A 16,655-nucleotide genomic window follows, 5' to 3' on the forward strand; every position below is an offset into this window, starting at 1 on the left:
CTTCATTTTTATACTTATTTGTAAGCGGTTCTCAAACAATTTCGTTCTTTTTCTTAGACTTTTTGATTATAATTAGATTCATATGAATTGGAGGTCACTTAATGATGAATTTTAAGCAATTATTATTGCATGTCAATGCGCGCCCTTTTATCGACCAAGCTCGATTTGGTATAGAACGGGAAGGACAGCGGGTTGATCTTGCAGGAAATCTAGCAAAAACCGATCATCCAGCAATCTTTGGCGATCGATCCTATCACCCCTATATCCAAACAGATTTTAGCGAAACACAAACAGAGATGATCACTCCTGTTACCGATTCTATTCCCGAATTATTTCAGTATCTCGCTGCTGTTTATGATGTGACTGCTCGTTCTATACCGAAAGAAGAGATGATCTGGCCATTAAGTATGCCACCTGCCTTACCGGAAAAAGACGAAGCGATCATTATTGCAAAATTAAAAAATTTCGAAGATGTCTTGTATCGACGTTATTTAGCAAAAGAATACGGGAAGCGAAAACAGATGGTAAGCGGTATCCATTTCAATTTTGAATTTGGCGATGAGTTGCTAAGAACATTGTTCAGCCATCAGGAAGAATTTCAAGATTTTTCCGAATTCAAAACAGAACTTTATTTGAAAACGGCGAGAAACTTTATGCGCTATCGCTGGATGATCACTTATTTATTCGGTGCTTCACCAATGAGTGAGAAGAACTACTTTTTAGATGAATCACATCCGCAAGAACCTGTTCGCAGTATTCGTAACAGTGCGCTGGGCTATACGAATCATCCAAATGTGAAAGTTTCCTATGCTTCTATGAAACAGTATTTAGCAGATATCGAGCGAATGATCGAAGAAGGGAAACTTTCGGAGGAGAAAGAATTTTATACACCGCTTCGTTTCCGAGGCGGAAAGAAAGTCGCAGATTTAGCAACAACAGGTGTTCGTTATATTGAATTGCGGAATATCGATTTGAATCCTTATGCAAGATTGGGTATCAATCCAGAGCAAGTTCGGTTCTTACAATTATTCCTGATGTACATGTTATGGACAGAAGAAAAAGAAGACTGTGACCAATGGGTAGCAGAAGGTACGACTCGAAATAACAAAGTAGCACTAGAACAACCATCAGATCAAACAGAATTTCATCAAGAAGGTAGAGAAATTCTTGAAGGGATGAAGCAAATGCTGGTTGAATTGGATTGGTTGGATTCTCTTTATTTAGTAGAGGAAGCATTGACTCAAATGGATCATCCTGAACAAACGTTAGCAGCGAAACTCTATCAAGAAGCACAGCTATCGAGTCAGCAAGAAGTTGCTGTGGCATTGGGACATCAATATTATAAAGAAAGCCATGAACGTCCCTATCAGTTGGCCGGTTTTCGCGAAATGGAACTTTCTACTCAGATATTTATGTTCGATGCCATCCAAAAAGGTGTCCAAGTCAAAGTATTAGATGAGTCGGATCAATTTTTGCGTCTGCAATTCCAAGACCATGTAGAATATGTGAAAAATGCAAACATGACAAGTAAGGACAGCTATATCGTCCCACTTATCATGGAAAACAAAACAGTAACGAAAAAAGTCTTAAAAGAAGCTGGGTTCCGGGTACCAGGAGGCGCAGAATTTTCATCCATGGAAGAAGCGGTAAAAGCTTATCCGAGATTTGCCGAGCAGGCATTTGTGATCAAACCTAAATCAACCAATTACGGGTTAGGTATCACGATTTTCAAGGAAGGAGCTAGTCTGGAAGATTATCAAGCAGGTTTAGCCATTGCTTTTCGTGAAGACAGTTCGGTTTTAGTAGAAGAATTTATGCCGGGAACGGAATATCGTTTCTTTGTGATCGACGGAGAAGTCCAAGCCATCATGTTGCGAGTCCCTGCTAATGTTATTGGTGACGGTATCCGAACAGTGAAAGAACTTGTTGAAGAAAAAAATAGTGACCCTTTGCGTGGAACGAATCATCGTGCACCTTTAGAATTGATCCAATTAGGTGAATTAGAACAATTGATGTTGAAAGAACAAGGGTTGACGATCGAATCAGTTCCCCAAGCCAATCAAATTGTTTATCTAAGGGAGAACTCAAATATCAGTACAGGTGGTGATTCGATCGATATGACTGATGAATTTTCTGAAGCTTACAAAAAAATCGCCGTTTCTGCGGTAGAAGCACTAGGAGCTAAGATTAGTGGTATCGATTTGATTATACCAGATAAAGAAATCGATCCTACAACTGATAAAAAAGCATATGGGATCATCGAAGCAAATTTCAATCCAGCCATGCATATGCATGTTTATCCCTTTGCAGGAAAAGGCAGAAGATTGACGATGAATGTATTGAAATTGTTATATCCTGAAGTATTTTAAAAGAAAAAGCTTTTGACAGATTGTCCTATTTGATGTCAATCTGATCAAAAGCTTTTTTGCATGTAAAAATTTATGTGTTTTTTCGTTTTAAAATAAACGATCCCAGAAGCTTTTTTTCTTTTTTGGTTTTTCTTTTTCAACTGGCGAAGAGTTTTCTTCTGGGTATTTTTTTTCGATATCAATCACAGGTTCATTTACTGCTTCTTTTGCTGTTAAGAGCAATCCGAATTCCTCAGGATTTGCAGTGACGTAATCGTTGACTACAGTAAATCGGCTATTGTTTTTCGTTGCTAGCTGGATATATTGGTTTTGGACAGAAAGGGGTAGAGCCCCATTCAAGAGTATGGAAGCATCTGGATGTTTTTTGAGTTCTTTTAAAAAGTTTTCTTTGTTTTTTGGTTGGATCATTTCAGCAACAGTCATACTAAGATAGCAGCGTTCCCTGAATGTCCCTAAATATTTATGCTGTTCTTCAGGGTTCACTAAAGGTGTACCATAAAGTCCCTTATCCAAATGGCTTTTTACATCATCTTGTGCCATAAAAAATACCCTCCTTCTTCTCTTTGTCTTTCTTACGATTATAGCATATTCCCAATAATACCTAAAACATATGAAAAAGCGGTTGCTTTTGTTCAACGATTCACTTAAAATAAGAATGAAAATCATTCTCAATTAGAAAGGTGGATTGGATGCGCTACGGACGACTAGTAGCATTATTAGTTATTTTAAGTAGTATTTCATTGTTCATCGGAGTATCGAATGTACAATTGTCAGAACTGCTCCAGTTAGATGGGCAAAGCTTACAAATCTTGCTAGTGACTCGTTTGCCACGAACGATTTGTTTGATCCTTGTGGGAGCGACCAGTAGTATTTGTGGGTTGATCATGCAACATTTGACCCAAAATAAATTTGTTTCACCAACGACTGCGGGCACGATGGATAGTGCGCGTTTAGGTATTTTAGTGGCTATGATTTTCCTACCTGGTGCATCCTTGATTGTCCGATCCTTGACAGCATTTTGCTTTGCTTTTGCAGGAACATTGCTTTTTTTATCCCTTACGCGATTGTTCCCCCAGAAAAATCAATTGATGCTTCCGTTGATTGGAGTCATGTTAGGGAATATCATTGGTTCAGTTGCTACTTTTTTTGCTTATCAATTCCAGTTGGTACAAAATATGACTTCATGGCTTCAAGGAAATTTTGCGACTGTGATACGAGGAAATTATGAGTTATTGTATGCTGTTGTTCCATTGTTGCTCTTGGTTTGGCTATTTGCTTACCGATTTACGATCATTGGTCTGGGCGAATCGTTTGCAGTAAATTTGGGAATAGATTACCAGAAGATGCAGTTTTTAGGCATTGGCTTAGTATCATTGGCTAGTGCAGTCATGTTGATCATGGTAGGAAGCATTCCTTTTATCGGAGTGATCATTCCGAATCTTGTCTCTAGAATATATGGAGATCAAGTGCACAAAACAATTGGCGTAACTGCTTTAGCAGGTAGTTTGTTCTTAGTATTTTGCGATCTTGTCGCTCGCGTGTTGATTTTTCCTTATGAAATACCAGTCAGTGTGATCGTTGGAATCATCGGTGGGGCTATCTTCCTTTATCTTCTGATAAGGGGGCGACGATATGCTTAAAAAAAAGCCATCTATTTTTATTGGTATGCTTGTTCTTGTTTTATTTGTTACAGGAATGTACTTGACGATCCATACATATGGAAACTGGCATTTTGCATGGGCATTGAGGAGTAAGAAAATTTTTGCATTTATCCTTGTCTCGCTAGCTGTCAGCAGTGCCACAATCAGCTTTCAGACAATTACGCATAACCAGTTTTTGACTCCTTCAGTATTGGGACTTGAGTCGTTATATGTCCTTGTCCAAACGGTCCTTTTCTTCTTTATCGGAGGAGTGACGATGCTTCAGCAGACAGGTACAGTTTTTTTCTTATTGAACGTTGGGCTGATGGTCGGGCTGAGTCTATTGTTATTTTTCTTTCTTTTGAAAAAAATGAGAGCGAATCTTTTTTTATTACTGATGTCAGGGATGATTTTAGGTACGCTTTTTGGTAGTGTCAGTACCTTTTTACAAGTCATCATGGATCCGAATGAATATGATTTGCTTCAAGGCAGATTATTTGCAAGCTTTGGCAATATCCAGAATCAGTATCTTTTGCCTGCTTCTTTGATCATTATCGGCTGCTGGTACCTGTTATTTCGATATCGACATGTGCTAGACGTTTTCCATCTCGGAAATGAACAAGCAGTAAACCTCGGGATAGACACAGATCGTTTTGAATTTTTGATTTTATGTTGTGTCAGTCTTTTGACAGGGACATCAACGGCTCTTGTGGGTCCAGTTACTTTTTTAGGGTTTATTGTCGCAAATATCAGTTATCGTGTCTTTTCTACTTATCGTCATGGTCAGCTATTTATCGGAAGCTTTCTGGTAGCTATGCTGTTTCTGACAGGAGGACAGCTCGCAGTAGAGCAGATTTTCGGCTGGAATACAACAGTGAGTGTCGTCGTTGAATTTGTCGGAGGAATTTATTTTGTCACAAAATTGATTCGCGAAAGGAAGAGTATCCTATGATTGATTTACAAAAGGTCAATAAACTGTACCATGGAAAATCAGTGGTTAAAGATGTACAGTTAACGATTCCTGAAAAGAAGTTGACTGCTTTTATCGGTCCAAATGGTGCTGGAAAGTCAACGGTGTTGTCGATGATCAGTCGTTTGATACCAAAAGATACAGGTGAAATCTATTTAGACCATAACGAAGTAAAGGCTTGGAAATCCAATGAATTAGCCAAAAAATTATCGATCCTACGACAATCGAATGAAATAAATGTCCAAATCACCGTGAAAGAATTAGTAGAATTTGGACGATTTCCTTATACGAAAGGAAAATTGACGACAAAAGACGAGGAAATCGTTCAGGAATCACTGGAACACCTTGGGTTAGAAGAAATAGCGGATCAATCGATTGACACTCTTTCAGGCGGTCAACTCCAACGTGCGTATATTGCAATGGTGCTAGCGCAAGACACGGATTATATTTTACTGGATGAACCTTTGAACAATCTAGATATGAATTTTGCGGTTCAAATCATGCAGATCTTAAAAAAATTAGTACAAGAAATCGGGAAAACAATTGTTATTGTTCTTCATGATATCAACTTTGCTGCAAGTTATGCAGACGAAATTATTGCAATGAAAGATGGGCAGTTATTCACGCAAGGAACGACCCAAGAAATGATAAAAAAAGATGTACTGGACGAATTGTACGAAATGGACATACGAATTTGTGAGATTGAAGGTCGCAGATTCTGTCTTTATTTCTAAAACTAACATTAGGAGAGAAGAGATGAAAAAATTAGTAGTAGGTATCTTGATTCTAGCATCATTTGGTTTAGCAGCATGTGGAAATAGTGACAACACCAGTCAGGCAGATACAAAGAAAAGCAGTACGCAAGCTGAAACGGCATTAACGATAAAAGACAGTAATGGCGATCAAATCGAGGTGCCAAAGAATCCTGAAAAAGTCGTCGTATTCGACAATGGTTCTTTAGATACGATGGATGCTCTTGGTGTTGGAGATAAGGTAGTTGGAGCAGCTACAAGCAGCCTTCCTGAGTATCTTTCATCCTATAAAAAAGTGGAATCAGCAGGTGGGATCAAAGAACCAGACTTAGAAAAAATCAATCAGCTTCAGCCAGACCTGATCATCATTTCTGGCCGGCAAAGAGATTTTCAAAAAGATCTAAGTCAAATTGCTCCGACCATTTTCCTTTCTTTAGATGCGAAAAATCCATGGGAATCTTTCCAGCAAAATGTCACTGCTTTAGGGGAGATCTTTGGTAAGCAAGAAGAAGCTAAAACTCAATTAGAGGAATTATCTAGTGCAATCGATCAGACGAAAAAGAAAGCAGAAGCTACTGACAAAAAAGCACTAGTCACACTTGTGAATGAAGGGCAATTATCAGCCTACGGATCTGGTTCTAGATTCGGTTTCATCCATGATTTATTTGGCTTTGAACAAGCAGATGATCAAATCGAAGCATCCACTCACGGTCAAAGTGTTTCTTATGAATATGTGCTGGAAAAAAATCCGGATATCTTATTTGTAGTAGACAGAACAAAAGCTATTGGTGGAGACGACAGCAAAGATGATATTTCTGCCAATGAACTGGTAGCACAAACGAATGCTGGTAAAAATCAGCAGATCATCTCCCTTGAACCAGATGTCTGGTATTTAAGCGGGGGCGGTTTAGAATCAATGAAACTGATGATCGAAGATGTGAATCAAGCATTTAAATAGCATAAATAACAGAGGATTAAACTCTCATACTATGTAACAATAATGTTTCTTACATTCTTAAATAGCAAGAGCCTATCCTCAAAGAAGTTATCAAAAACCATCCGTAAAATCGTATTGATGATTTTACGGATGGTTTTTATTTATTTGGGAAATCTTTTTTCAACGTGAATTCATTCTCTACATCATACGGGTTGATTCTAGAATGGGGAGTGGCAAAAAATAGTGTGATCCATTTTTTCAGCATCAAGATCGCCTCCTTTGATTTGAATCAAAGGTACAAAGCGAAACTTAGATAAAACTTAAATTTAGATATTTTTATTTTGTACCGATCTCTTCTTTAAACGATGTTCCATCTGCTGCTTCTCGGCAATAAGTCCACTAGACTAGAAAATATGAGAAGCTATTTTCTGTCCAGCGTTCTTATTACTCAAAGCAAATCGCAGTTGTCACAATCTCTTCTAAACGATGTTCCATCTGCTGCTTCTCGGCAATAAGTCCACTAGACTAGAAAATATGAGAAGCTATTTTCTGTCCAGCGTTCTTATTACTTAAAGCAAATCGTAGTTGTCACAATCTCTTCTAAACGATGTTCCATCAGCTGACCTTCGGTATTAGCTCAAAGCACTGATTTCACAACCTCTATTTAGGCATGTGTCTCAGCAAGCGGTTGATAGTTGATGATCTGCATTTTTCGATAAAAATCGGCGGGAAGCTTACTCCACCGTTTTAATAATTGATAGAAATAACTCTCTTCTGCTTTGATTTTATACTCGCTTAATATCAATCCAAAACTATTCGTTTTTTTTGAAGCTAATTTTTTATAAATATCCAATGCTTTGGTTTTATCTTCATTGACAAAGAGTGTTTTTACTTCAATATAAGAACCCTCGATATTTTGTGTTTCTTCGATAAAATAGATGTTTTTTATATATTCCTTCATAGTGATTCCTCCAAAGAAGTCTTTTTATTTGATAAGTTTACTCTACCGAAGAGTTGTTAATAATCCGTGAACAAAAAGTAATTCTTTTTCCAATAGTTGTTAAAGGTTTTTTATTTTTTATAGTATTTTTTGTTATTTAAGAAAGGAATAAGGTTAAACAAATAACAGGTTGCTTTTTGGGTCTTTTTCCGTTCAAGAAACTGAACGAAGAAAAGGGAAAGTTGTCTCTTTTGTGATAAGAGAAATCATAATAAACGAATGACTTACTTTCCAATAAATTGAGAACAGTCAGAACCAGACAAATTAGTTGCATCTGATGAATAAAGTGATTATTCTATGACATGAGGTGATACAGATGAAATTAGAAGTGACAAAAGAAGCACAAGAAGTATTGAAGAATAAATTAGAAGCAGACGATCAACTTTTATTAGATATCGAAAACGGTGACGGTCCATTTGCAGAAAGCCAAGTCAGTTGCCAATTGGACACGGCATTTCGATTGATCATTGTCAAAAAAGATACACAAACAGATCTAAGTCTTTATTCTGTAGTGGCTGATACACCAGTTGGACCAATCAAAATCAAAGACAGTGCAATACTTTACATGGATGATCCATCCACACTTGCTTTAGAACCAACTTATAATAGTTTACAATTAAAAGGACCAAGCGGCTTGAGAAAAGGCAACTTGCAAGTTGTTCGAAAAGACTAGAGGGATAAAATGGGAAAATTGGCGATCATCAGCGACCTACATGTGGACATCAATAAATTCGGCGAATCAGAGCTGATGCAGCTTTGGCAAGTTTTGCAAAAGCACAAGATCACTCGGCTTCATCTAGCCGGAGATACGGCTAATAAAGTAGACCGTTGCCTAGCTGTTGTCGAATTTTTCGTCAATAAAGGATTATCTACGACATTTCATTTCGGCAATCACGAGTTGGCAGATGTGCCCAATGAACAGATGATGGACCATTTTCCAGACCCACATTTTTTAAATGAACGGTATATTGCTTTAAATGAGCAGACCGTTCTTTTAGGGATGAATGGCTGGTACGACTATCAGTTTTCCGAATTGAAAGATTACGAGGCAATCGTACGAATGAAGCGTTTGTATTGGTATGATCGGTTCATCCAGCGTGGGAAAACAGATCTCGAGGTCAATGCAGAAATGCTTGCAGCTGCAAAAAATTTGCTAGACCAGCTGGAAGCAAAAAAACTTGAGGTGATTTTATCCACTCATTTCGTTCCTAAACGGGCATTTATCATGTATCAATCTGCTCCTTATGAGCGTTGGAACAAATTAAATGCATTTTTAGGATCAGAATCATTCGGAGAATTACTTGACCGTTATTCAAATATCAAACAAGTAGTTTTTGGCCATACGCATCGTCGCTTTGAAGATAAATCCATCGGTCACACGATTTACAGCTGCAGACCTTTTGGTTATTATTATGAATGGCAGCTGACCCGAGATTTTGTCTTGAAAGAACAGCTGTTAGATAGCTATGAACCCATGAAATTACGTGTCCTCTTGCGTGCCCATCATCCGGCCTTTCAAGCCTATCAAACACAACATTTGCAAGAGGAATTTGAACAGGCGATGACAATCGTTCCGTATTGAGACAGCATTAGTAATGTGTAAAAGAAAATACCTTGTAAAACATAAGGATAAGTAAGAGCAGTAGATCCATTTATCGTGGATATGCTGCTTTTTTTGTGGAAAATAATCAGCGAATGTTTATTTGATCGGATGATTTGTAACTCGCAGAGTACTAGATGCAAGCGTTTATTCTTTTTTTGAACGATAATCACAAAAAAAAATATAATATACATTTTTTATTTAATTATAATTAATATTGATTGAAGTCTAGGCAGTCAAGTCACATTTTGATAGATAGGAGGGGGACTTACGAATTATTTTAAAGGCTATGACAGCTGTATTTCTAGATTGTGTTTGCATCAAGTTGCAATAAAAACTAGAAATCAAATCGGGCTGATAATCATTTATAACTAATCGATACATAGGACCAAATATAGGTCTATGTTCTTTTATTTCATAAGTATCGTAAAACAGAATTTTGCTATGGATTAATCCAATCGACTGATATGTTTAGTAAATAAAGAAAGAGGAATGTCAATGATGAAAAAAGAAATCGTATTAACAGCAACAACGATGTTATTCAGCATGGTAGCAAGTACGACTTTTGTTTCTGCAACTGAAGTATACCCAAAGGAATATAACACAGAAGGAACGATTACATTTGAAGCAGGAGATGAGGGTGTAACTCCTCCTGTTGATCCAGAGAATCCTGATCCCAATAAACCTGTCGATCCATCAGATCCTCCAAGCCCTGGAACAGGAGGGGCATTATCGATTGATTATGGATCAAAATTCAAATTTGGGACTCAAAAAATTTCTACTGCGGATAAAACGTATTATGCAGCTGCTGATGTGATGAACGATGGGTCTAGAAAACCGACATATGTCCAAGTGACAGATAGGAGAGGTACCTTATCTGGGTGGAAATTAAGTGTCTCTCAACCAGAACAGTTTAAAACTGCCAGTGGGGATGAACTAGTTGGAGCACAGCTGAAATTTACGAAAGGGCAGGCTGTTTCTTTGGTTGATCCAACATATACACCGCAAACGGTGAATTCTGAATTAACGTTGACACCGGGAGGAAACAATACGTTAGCAATTAATGCTAAATCAGGAACAGGTGTGGGGACTTGGGTCTATCGATTTGGTGCAAATGAAAATGAAAATCAAGATGCGGTACAGCTTTCGGTACCCGGTAAATCTGTCAAGTTAGCGCAACAATATTCCACTAAATTAGTTTGGACATTAGAAGATACACCTAACAACTAGTTTACTGAAAAGAACTGTTAAAAATAAATACGTAGTCATATTGTCTTGCGAGGTAATCGAGCAAAAATTGTCAAAGGCTAGGCTAAATTTGTTTGGATACGAATAGTTCATCTAGGAATTTAACGATCAGGAGGAAAAGATATATTGAAAAAGAGGAGGATCGTGCTCATTTTAAGCAGTCTCTTAGTGACTAATATCTTTCCGATCATAGGGTACTCTTTGGAATTGAATCAGTTGGAGCATGGAAATAGAAGAGACGAAGAAAGCAAACTCACTTCGACATTCGACAGTTTAATAGAATCCAACCAGACACAAGAAAGCAGTGAGGATTTAAGTATTTCGAGTAGTGGAGAGACCACTGACAACGTAGAAGCTGAGGGTTCGGACAAACAAGGACTGGAAGATGCACCAATTTCTGCGGTTGAGCTGCCTGACGATCCCAATATTATTTCTATCGATAAAATTTTTCAAACACCTATCGGTACTAGCACGTCCATATTGGAAAATGGGAAGTTACTGCAGTTGAACCCAGCAGAAAGGTCTCAAAGAGGTGCTATTTGGTCAAATAAGAAGATTAGTTTACTCTCGGATTTTACATTTAAATCTTATTTATACTTAGGAAATCAACGAGATAGAGCGGGAGATGGCATGACCTTTACATTGACTGGCGATCCTAGAATGGCTAGTAATCCCAGTCAAGTTATTGGATCGCCAGGTATGGGAATTGGCTCATATTCTACTCGTTCTGGCCAACCTTACATTGCGAATGCGCTCTCGATTGAGTTTGATACGTATAAAAATAGTGGTTCTTCTGATCGAATGGATCGAGAGATAACTGCTGATAATAGAGGGCATGGACATGTCGCTTTTGTCACGCCTAAACCAAATAATAATAATTATTCTGGAGAGCATACTGGCGTGACGGTAGCTCCTACATTTCTTTCTAATGGCACATGGCGCTTGTTAATAATTAAATGGGACGCGGAGCAAAGAAGTCTTACTTATGATTTGGAAGGTGTCGGTCGCTCTTCTCGGATTATACCTGATCTCATTAGGCAGTTTGGTTCTACAGAAGTAAATTGGGGGTTTACTTCTTCAACAGGTACTTTTTTTCAAGAAAATGCTGTCGCTGTCACGCGACTTCCATCGAATGTCACATCAACAGCTGATGTAAAAGTCAACGATAGTGATTATGGGGCCATCGCTGAAGCTGGAGGAAACGATAAGATAACTATCAGAAATACATTGAAGGTCGAGGGGGATTTTCTTGAATATAAGAAAATGCAGACTAGTATCGACCTCCCACAAGAATTAACTATTCCCGAGCATATCTTGATCAATGGAAATCAAATTGATGCCAAAGATATCTTGATAACCGGAAATCGAGTCACGCTAAATCTGACAGATTATTTTATTGCTGGAGATACGTTAATAATCGAATTGGAGACAACTTTGCAGGAAGTAATTCCTGAAAAAGTACTCACTATGCATTTTGAATACCTTGAAAACGAGAATTTGATTGAGCAATCGAATGAAATAAACCTAAAGATCGCAAAGCTGAAGGAGATAGATATCCATGTTTATTATAAAGATAAAGACAGTCAGATTGATATTGCTGAAATGAAAACAATCACTGGGAAAATAGGAGAGAAGTATAAAGAAACTCCTATTGATATTGAAGGGTATGTTTTTGACTCGGATTCAGCGAATACAGAAGGCATCTTCTCCGAAAATACAGAGGATATCTATTTTTATTACAGAAAAGGCAAACTTTATCTCTCAACTGCTCCTCAATATGTCAATTTTGGAAAACATAAAATATCCAGTAGACCATTAAGTGAATTCGGACAGTTTTCAGGTGGGTTGAAAATTATAGATGAACGGGCTTTTGGAAGTTGGAAATTACAATTGAAACAAGAGAAAGTTCTTACAAATGGAGATTTTGAGCTTCCAGAAGCTCTTTCCTTTGTTACCTCTGAAAATACAACGGTTATAGGGACATCCGCTGTTACGATTTTCGAAAGTAATCAAAAGGGTGAAAGCGATTTGTCCTCTCTTTTAGATTCTACAGCTCATCGTGGAATCAGAATAGATATTCCTGTAGAAAACCAAAGAATCGGAACCTTTGAGGGGAAACTATCTTGGATACTTGCAGATGTCCCAGGAAATTAACAGGAAGAGAAGAATATAACAAAATTATTGAGTTTCAAGAAGGGCACAGGTACCATAGGCTCTTGTGTCCCACAGAGACAAGATTTTGTTATAGTCTTCTCTTACATATGATTAAAGGAGCGATTTTCTTGAGACCAAAACAACAATTATTTATAACACTCCTAGTTATTTTAGGGGCACTTTTTAACAATATATCAGTGTCAGCTAGTGCATTTAATTTTTCAGTGACGCCGATAACTTCAGAGAATCAAATCGACAAGAGAAAAACTTACTTCGATCTTCAACTTGATCCGGATCAGGAAGTAGAAGTAAAAGCGGAATTGAGAAATGATACAGAAAAAGAAGTGAAAATCGATATTTCTGTGAATAGCGCAACCACCAATTCAAATGTGATGGTTGAATACGGAAAAAACGAGATTGAAAAAGACATGAGCCTGATCTTTGATCTGGTAGATTATGTGAGCTATCCACAGATAGTGACGCTAAAACCTAAAAGTGTCCAAACCGTTGCTTTTCATGTCAGGATGCCGAATGAGCGATTTGATGGTGTATTGGCTGGTGGGATCACATTCCAAGAAATCCAGACGGAAAAGGACCAAACAGAAACTAAGGATCAAAGCTTATCGATTGAGAATGAATACACCTATATTATTGCTTTGTTGATGCGACAGACACTGAACGAAGTTGCTCCGAACCTTACTCTTCATGAAGTTAAACCAGATCAAATCAATGCAAGAAATGTCATCTTAGCAAACGTTCAAAATGATCAAAAAACCTATATCAATCAAGTAGTTATTGAAACAAAAATTACAAAAAAAGGACATTCTGAAGTTTTATATCAAGAGGAAAAAGAAGGATTGCAGATTGCGCCGAATACAAATTTTTCTTTTCCAACTGCTTTAAATGGTCAACCGCTAACCCCAGGTGAATATCACCTTACAATGACTGTTTTAGGAAATGAAAATGAAAATGGAAAATTTTCGAGAAAAAAAGGAAATACTACGATCAACTATACCAATCAATGGGTATTTGAAAAAGATTTTACAATAGACGGAAAAGTAGCCAAGGAATTGAACACGACGGATGTTACGATTAAAAAAGACAATAATTGGATTTATATCTTAGTAGCTTCACTTTTCTTATTGTTTATTTTATTATGCATACTTTTGTTTGTTTTGAGAAAAAAAGAAGAGAAAGAAAAGTAAGGTTAAGATAACAAATAGTAAATTTTTATTATTGTAGGATGGTTGGGCTCTTTTTATAACAATATAAAATATACCATTTTATTAATAAAAATGCATACTAGTAAATGATATAATTCTTATAACAGGTTTGATCGCGAGAAAGGCCAAATAAAACGCTCTCCAAAATGTTAAAAAAAAGACAGGACGATGTATATTATACAAACAAGAATCGCTGACAACAGTGACTCGGATCCAGGAAATCAGTTTTATCCCCAGCTAGTTGGTGAATGCATGGAAAGTAATATACGTAGAAAGAGCTGATGACTAATGAATTATGAGTTTTTTTTAAGCAAAGAAGATCACAGAAGTTATTCATTACTTAAATATTTAGAAGCAAGCTCAAATTTATCAGAGTCAATATCGAATGTTCAAGAAGAGTTGTCGCTATCGACATTTCTCTTGAAAAAAACGATCGATAAGCTGAAACATGATTTACAAAAGTTCGATCTAGAGAAAAATTTGCGAGTAACCGTCAGTGAATTGGATATATGTCTGGAAATTAATGGAAAATGTTCTAGCAAAGCTCTGTTATCTCGTTATATAACGGATTCTTTATCTATGAAAATGGTATTGGCTTTCTTTCAGGAAAAATATATCTCAGTAGAAAATTTTGCTAAACAGCATCACGTGAGTTATTCTGTGGCTTATAAAGTATTACAAAGACTAAAAAGAAATCTAAAAAAATATCAAATTTTTTTTGAAAAGAGAAAGTTGACAGGGAATCCTAAAAACATTCGGCTTTTTTTATATAATCTTTTTAACTCAACAGAGATAAGTTTTGTGGAATTGTATACGCTACCTATAATTATAAAAACAGAAAAAATGTTAAAAGATTTAAAACAGTATTATCCTCTGTCTGCTTATGAAAAAAAGAAATTATTCCACTTTTTAGCAATCAACCTGTTGGCTGAACAAGCTGATTCTTTAGATATTGCTAGCAATCAGTCGCTATTTTTTTCGGATATAGGATTTTACCACTTAAAAGGAGTATTAGGAGAAAAATCCGTTATTTTTATCAATAAGACACTCTCTTGGCTTTATCTTCATGATAAATTGGATCAAAAATACTTGAGAAAAAATGAAGATGAAACAATCGAATGGTTGAATGAACGATTCATTGAAAGTTTTGAAAATCAGTTTAATCTGTTGCGAGAAGAGACGAGCCAATTGATCCGAAGAGAGTTAACCAAAATACATTTTAAACTTTTGCATTACACTATTAATAAAGCTGATGAATTTCCACTTGATGTTTCTTTTTTTAGAGAAAACTATCCAGCATTTTATTGCTATTTGATAGAGTATATAAATGATCTAACGTCAAAACGCAAAGAGTTGCTTCAAGATAAATTTTTTCTTTTTTTCAGTTATTTATTATTATTGATCAATCACATACCCATTCAACTGATTTCTGAACCAGTAAAGATCATCATCGATTTTTCTTATGGTGCTGCCTATAATCAATTTATCAAGAAAAATTTAAGCTTGTACATTAATCTGAACACGGAAGTGATAGAGGCAGGAAAGCCTGAGTTCCCGGATGTTATAATCACGAATAGGAATAATCTATATGAAGAAAGTGCATCTCAAGTAGTGGTTTGGCTCGATCCGCCAAGAGCAGTAGACTGGGGGAATCTTACAAAGATTTTGTTGACTATCCAAGAAGAGAAATACAAAGACAGCAAAATTGACAAGCAAATAGACGATTTTCCTGAAGAAATCATCGACAGGATCGAATAGTGAACTTCTTTTAGAAAGTCCGACTGCTTTTTCTAAAAATAAAAAAACTTGGTACGCAATCGCTGTACCAAGTTTTTTTATTTAGCTTTTGATTAAGCCATAAATAATAATTTATATAAGAATACTGCTACGACACCAGCACAGATAGGTGCTACAACTGGTACCCATGCATATCCCCATTGAGAAGAACCTTTATGTTTCAATGGAAGAAGTGCGTGTACAAGACGTGGAGCAAAGTCGCGGGCTGGGTTTAGTCCAGGACCTGTAGGACCACCAAGTGAAGCAACTAATGTCCATACAAGGAAACCGAGTGCTAAGTGAGCTGTACCAAGATTATCTTGGAAGAATGGTGCTTTTGTAATACCTAAGGCACCAAAGAATAAAACGAATGAACCAAAGAATTCATTGACGAAACCATTGAATTTAGAACCAACGCTGTTGATTGTTGAGAATGTACCTAACACATGGTTCACGTCTTCTGTTTGGTCGTAGTAAGGTTTGTAACAAGCTACTACGATCAATTGTCCAATCGCTGCACCAATCAATTGTGCAATGATATAAGGAACAACTTCAGCCCAAGGGAATAGACCATTAGATGCTAAAGCAATTGTAAATGCTGGGTTGATGTGGTTACCGCTGATTCCACCAAAAATCATTGCTGGCATCATAACCCCGAATCCATACCCGACAGCAATCAGCATCCAGTCACTGCCATATCCTTTTGTACCTTTTAAATCTACGTTTGCTACAGCACCGTTACCTAGAACGATTAGTAATGCTGTACCAATCATTTCCGCCGCAAGACGGGTCATTAGTGAGTAATCCATAAATACCTCCAAAAGTTATAAAAATGCAAAAAAAAAGAAACATCAACACGAAAAGCATCGGTGCAGTGTTTCGTGTCGGAAGGATTTCTGCAGTCTTAACAAATGTGAATAAAAAAATGAATTCCATTACTTATAAGAAACCAGACCAACAGTAAAACTCCAACTCTTTTTAAAAGT

15 protein-coding genes are annotated in these 16,655 nt (G+C 36.9%); 12 read left to right on the forward strand and 3 right to left on the reverse strand.

Going from position 1 to position 16,655, the window contains the following annotated elements; translation table 11 throughout:
* Positions 1 to 101: 101 nt before the first annotated feature.
* Positions 102 to 2,369, forward strand: a complete 2,268-nt coding sequence (gshAB, locus tag IGL70_RS00555) for a bifunctional glutamate--cysteine ligase GshA/glutathione synthetase GshB (protein ID WP_002294288.1) — start codon at positions 102 to 104, stop codon at positions 2,367 to 2,369.
* A gap of 87 nt (positions 2,370 to 2,456) precedes the next feature.
* On the opposite strand, the gene IGL70_RS00560 is transcribed toward gshAB, so the two are convergent.
* Positions 2,457 to 2,909 (reverse strand): YueI family protein, encoded by a 453-nt coding sequence (locus tag IGL70_RS00560; RefSeq protein ID WP_002294287.1) that lies wholly within the window; start codon positions 2,907 to 2,909, stop codon positions 2,457 to 2,459.
* 149 nt (positions 2,910 to 3,058) lie between these two features.
* Between IGL70_RS00560 and IGL70_RS00565 the strand changes: the two genes are divergently transcribed.
* The 4 genes from IGL70_RS00565 to IGL70_RS00580 are packed head-to-tail and all read left to right on the forward strand — an operon-like array spanning position 3,059 to position 6,689.
* Positions 3,059 to 4,009: an ABC transporter permease gene (locus IGL70_RS00565; RefSeq protein WP_002294286.1), complete on the forward strand. Its 951-nt coding sequence runs from the start codon at positions 3,059 to 3,061 to the stop codon at positions 4,007 to 4,009.
* Complete coding sequence (locus IGL70_RS00570; RefSeq protein WP_104858969.1) at positions 4,002 to 4,961, forward strand: iron chelate uptake ABC transporter family permease subunit; 960 nt, start codon at positions 4,002 to 4,004, stop codon at positions 4,959 to 4,961. The genes IGL70_RS00565 and IGL70_RS00570 overlap by 8 nt, the downstream gene beginning before the upstream one ends.
* A complete protein-coding gene (locus IGL70_RS00575; protein WP_002301162.1) occupies positions 4,958 to 5,713 on the forward strand; it encodes an iron ABC transporter ATP-binding protein in 756 nt (251 codons plus the stop codon). The genes IGL70_RS00570 and IGL70_RS00575 overlap by 4 nt, the downstream gene beginning before the upstream one ends.
* A gap of 22 nt (positions 5,714 to 5,735) precedes the next feature.
* Complete coding sequence (locus IGL70_RS00580; protein ID WP_002301160.1) at positions 5,736 to 6,689, forward strand: siderophore ABC transporter substrate-binding protein; 954 nt, start codon at positions 5,736 to 5,738, stop codon at positions 6,687 to 6,689.
* Between the two features lie 643 nt (positions 6,690 to 7,332).
* Here IGL70_RS00580 and IGL70_RS00585 read toward each other — a convergent pair.
* The gene (locus tag IGL70_RS00585) at positions 7,333 to 7,629 is read right to left on the reverse strand and encodes a phenylalanyl-tRNA synthetase subunit alpha (protein ID WP_002287909.1); all 297 of its coding nucleotides are present in this window, start codon (positions 7,627 to 7,629) and stop codon (positions 7,333 to 7,335) included.
* 355 nt (positions 7,630 to 7,984) lie between these two features.
* Between IGL70_RS00585 and IGL70_RS00590 the strand changes: the two genes are divergently transcribed.
* From IGL70_RS00590 to IGL70_RS00615, 6 genes are all read left to right on the forward strand, one after another.
* The gene (locus tag IGL70_RS00590) at positions 7,985 to 8,341 is read left to right on the forward strand and encodes an iron-sulfur cluster biosynthesis family protein (RefSeq protein ID WP_002287910.1); all 357 of its coding nucleotides are present in this window, start codon (positions 7,985 to 7,987) and stop codon (positions 8,339 to 8,341) included.
* 9 nt (positions 8,342 to 8,350) lie between these two features.
* The gene (locus IGL70_RS00595; protein ID WP_002294282.1) at positions 8,351 to 9,250 is read left to right on the forward strand and encodes a metallophosphoesterase; all 900 of its coding nucleotides are present in this window, start codon (positions 8,351 to 8,353) and stop codon (positions 9,248 to 9,250) included.
* A 519-nt stretch (positions 9,251 to 9,769) separates the two neighbouring features.
* Positions 9,770 to 10,498: a WxL domain-containing protein gene (locus tag IGL70_RS00600; protein WP_002325942.1), complete on the forward strand. Its 729-nt coding sequence runs from the start codon at positions 9,770 to 9,772 to the stop codon at positions 10,496 to 10,498.
* Positions 10,499 to 10,642: 144 nt separating this feature from the next.
* A complete protein-coding gene (locus IGL70_RS00605; protein WP_002334280.1) occupies positions 10,643 to 12,670 on the forward strand; it encodes a lectin-like domain-containing protein in 2,028 nt (675 codons plus the stop codon).
* A 107-nt stretch (positions 12,671 to 12,777) separates the two neighbouring features.
* Positions 12,778 to 13,875 carry a DUF916 and DUF3324 domain-containing protein gene (locus IGL70_RS00610; RefSeq protein ID WP_016629825.1) on the forward strand — a complete coding sequence of 366 codons (1,098 nt, stop codon included), beginning with the start codon at positions 12,778 to 12,780 and terminating at the stop codon, positions 13,873 to 13,875.
* Between the two features lie 306 nt (positions 13,876 to 14,181).
* Positions 14,182 to 15,651, forward strand: a complete 1,470-nt coding sequence (locus tag IGL70_RS00615; protein WP_002294277.1) for a helix-turn-helix domain-containing protein — start codon at positions 14,182 to 14,184, stop codon at positions 15,649 to 15,651.
* 92 nt (positions 15,652 to 15,743) lie between these two features.
* Here IGL70_RS00615 and IGL70_RS00620 read toward each other — a convergent pair whose 3' ends face one another.
* Complete coding sequence (locus tag IGL70_RS00620; protein WP_002290500.1) at positions 15,744 to 16,478, reverse strand: MIP/aquaporin family protein; 735 nt, start codon at positions 16,476 to 16,478, stop codon at positions 15,744 to 15,746.
* Positions 16,479 to 16,501: 23 nt separating this feature from the next.
* On the opposite strand from IGL70_RS00620, the gene IGL70_RS00625 reads away from it, so the two are divergent.
* Positions 16,502 to 16,633 (forward strand): hypothetical protein, encoded by a 132-nt coding sequence (locus IGL70_RS00625; protein WP_002294276.1) that lies wholly within the window; start codon positions 16,502 to 16,504, stop codon positions 16,631 to 16,633.
* Positions 16,634 to 16,655: the final 22 nt, after the last annotated feature.

The sequence above is a fragment of the Enterococcus sp. DIV0901a genome (assembly GCF_051711525.1).
Classification (GTDB): Bacteria; Bacillota; Bacilli; order Lactobacillales; family Enterococcaceae; genus Enterococcus_B; species Enterococcus_B faecium.

Excerpts from the sequence above, each read along its gene's own strand:
- IGL70_RS00580 (WP_002301160.1), top strand. The coding sequence starts at position 5,736 with ATGAAAAAATTAGTAGTAGGTATCTTGATTCTAGCATCATTTGGTTTA.
- IGL70_RS00600 (WP_002325942.1), top strand. The coding sequence starts at position 9,770 with ATGAAAAAAGAAATCGTATTAACAGCAACAACGATGTTATTCAGCATG.
- IGL70_RS00620 (WP_002290500.1), bottom strand. The coding sequence starts at position 16,478 with ATGGATTACTCACTAATGACCCGTCTTGCGGCGGAAATGATTGGTACA.
- IGL70_RS00585 (WP_002287909.1), bottom strand. The coding sequence starts at position 7,629 with ATGAAGGAATATATAAAAAACATCTATTTTATCGAAGAAACACAAAAT.
- IGL70_RS00590 (WP_002287910.1), top strand. The coding sequence starts at position 7,985 with ATGAAATTAGAAGTGACAAAAGAAGCACAAGAAGTATTGAAGAATAAA.
- IGL70_RS00575 (WP_002301162.1), top strand. The coding sequence starts at position 4,958 with ATGATTGATTTACAAAAGGTCAATAAACTGTACCATGGAAAATCAGTG.
- gshAB (WP_002294288.1), top strand. The coding sequence starts at position 102 with ATGATGAATTTTAAGCAATTATTATTGCATGTCAATGCGCGCCCTTTT.
- IGL70_RS00570 (WP_104858969.1), top strand. The coding sequence starts at position 4,002 with ATGCTTAAAAAAAAGCCATCTATTTTTATTGGTATGCTTGTTCTTGTT.
- IGL70_RS00565 (WP_002294286.1), top strand. The coding sequence starts at position 3,059 with ATGCGCTACGGACGACTAGTAGCATTATTAGTTATTTTAAGTAGTATT.
- IGL70_RS00560 (WP_002294287.1), bottom strand. The coding sequence starts at position 2,909 with ATGGCACAAGATGATGTAAAAAGCCATTTGGATAAGGGACTTTATGGT.
- IGL70_RS00595 (WP_002294282.1), top strand. The coding sequence starts at position 8,351 with ATGGGAAAATTGGCGATCATCAGCGACCTACATGTGGACATCAATAAA.
- IGL70_RS00610 (WP_016629825.1), top strand. The coding sequence starts at position 12,778 with ATGATTAAAGGAGCGATTTTCTTGAGACCAAAACAACAATTATTTATA.
- IGL70_RS00615 (WP_002294277.1), top strand. The coding sequence starts at position 14,182 with ATGAATTATGAGTTTTTTTTAAGCAAAGAAGATCACAGAAGTTATTCA.
- IGL70_RS00625 (WP_002294276.1), top strand. The coding sequence starts at position 16,502 with ATGCAAAAAAAAAGAAACATCAACACGAAAAGCATCGGTGCAGTGTTT.